The 1,348-nt window shown below is 59.6% G+C and carries 1 protein-coding gene; it reads right to left on the minus strand.

The features are described 5' to 3' along the window. Positions 1-26: 26 nt before the first annotated feature. Positions 27-1,297, minus strand: a protein-coding gene (locus PJE01S_RS24120) for an IS3 family transposase (protein WP_218017565.1) whose coding sequence is annotated in 2 segments (ribosomal slippage) — positions 27-935 and positions 938-1,297 — 1,269 coding nt in all. Because the reading frame shifts where the segments join, the coding sequence is not laid out codon by codon here. Positions 1,298-1,348 lie beyond the last annotated feature (51 nt).

The raw sequence follows: 1,348 nt of genomic DNA on the forward strand, positions 1-1,348 counted from the left end.
TGACCCGTCCTGCCATAGGTTGACACCTATGAAGCACAAATAGCCGAGCCGATGAGGCCAGCTAAAGACGCCCGATGAACCTCATCGGGCGTTTTCAATTGTAGGGATTGGTGTGGTCTTTCCCGGTTGTAGATGTGTACGGACTGCTGGACCATCCGTCTGGCCTGGGCGAGGTCGGCAGGTTTGTGCAGCAGGAACTCCATCTTCAGAATCCCGTTGACACGCTCGGCCAGCGCATTCTGGTAGCAGTCATAGCCATCGGTCATTGAGCAGGTAATGCCGTGGCGCTGGTGAATCTGCTGGTAGTCGTTCGAGCAGTACTGGATACCCCGGTCCGAGTGATGCACCAGCGCCTGTCTTGTCTGGCGTGCCTTCAGCGCCCCCTTGAATGCCTGGCTGACCTGTACGCTCTGCAGGCTGTCGTGGACGTAATGGCCGACGATCTTGCGCGACCAGGCATCCGTCACCAGACTGAGATAAACGAAGCCCTCGTCGGTTGGTAAATAGGTGATGTCGGCCACCCAGACCTGCTCGCTGCCGCTCGGGCGCACTTGCTGCGGCCCCTCCTTGAGCAAGTTCGGATGCCGACGGAACCGATGATGGCTGTTGGTGGTCTTGTGGTACGCCCGCCTGGGCGTCACCAGCAGGCGGGCCTGGCGCAGCACATCGAACAGCGCATCGCGCCCCAGCCTGGCCTGCGCTTGCTCCAGCGGCTGCCTGAGCATGTGATGCAGCTTGCGTGTGCCGATCCGCGGCTGGCGCAGCCGCACGCACCGCACCAGCTCGATCACCGTGTCTGCACGCTCACGGCGACATTCGTGCTGCTGCAACTGCTGGTAGTACGCCTGGCGGCTGATGCCCCAATGACGGCAAGCCTTCGCGACGCTCAGCTCTGGGACGAGCTTTTGCGCGAGGACTTGCCCAAAGGCTTTTTTACGACACGCACCCCGTAATCCTTCTTCAGCACATCGAGCACGGCCTCGAACAGCCGGGCCTTCTCGTTGGCCTCCTGAAGTTGGACTTCAAGGGCTTTGATCTTCTGCTCGGGGGTCAGCGACGCAGGCGCAAAGGAGGATTTTTTCATCGGCATTGGCATGGGTAGCCGTGATGATGCCCCATCTCCCCAGCTTTGCCGACCGTGCTTGCGCAACCATACCAATACCGTCGATCGGCCCTGGATGCCGTAGCGGTCCTGAGCCTGCTTGTACGTGAGCTCGCCTTTTTCTACCTGCTCGACCACCGACAGCTTAAAAGCCAGCGTGTAATCCCGCTGGCTTCGCTTGATACCTGATTCCATTGACTTGCCTTTTCTTGAAGGAAAAGGTGTCAACCCAATTCAGGACGGGTC

Origin of the sequence: Polaromonas jejuensis NBRC 106434 (genome assembly GCF_001598235.1) — a bacterium.
In the GTDB taxonomy this organism is placed as follows: Bacteria; Pseudomonadota; Gammaproteobacteria; order Burkholderiales; family Burkholderiaceae_C; genus Polaromonas; species Polaromonas jejuensis.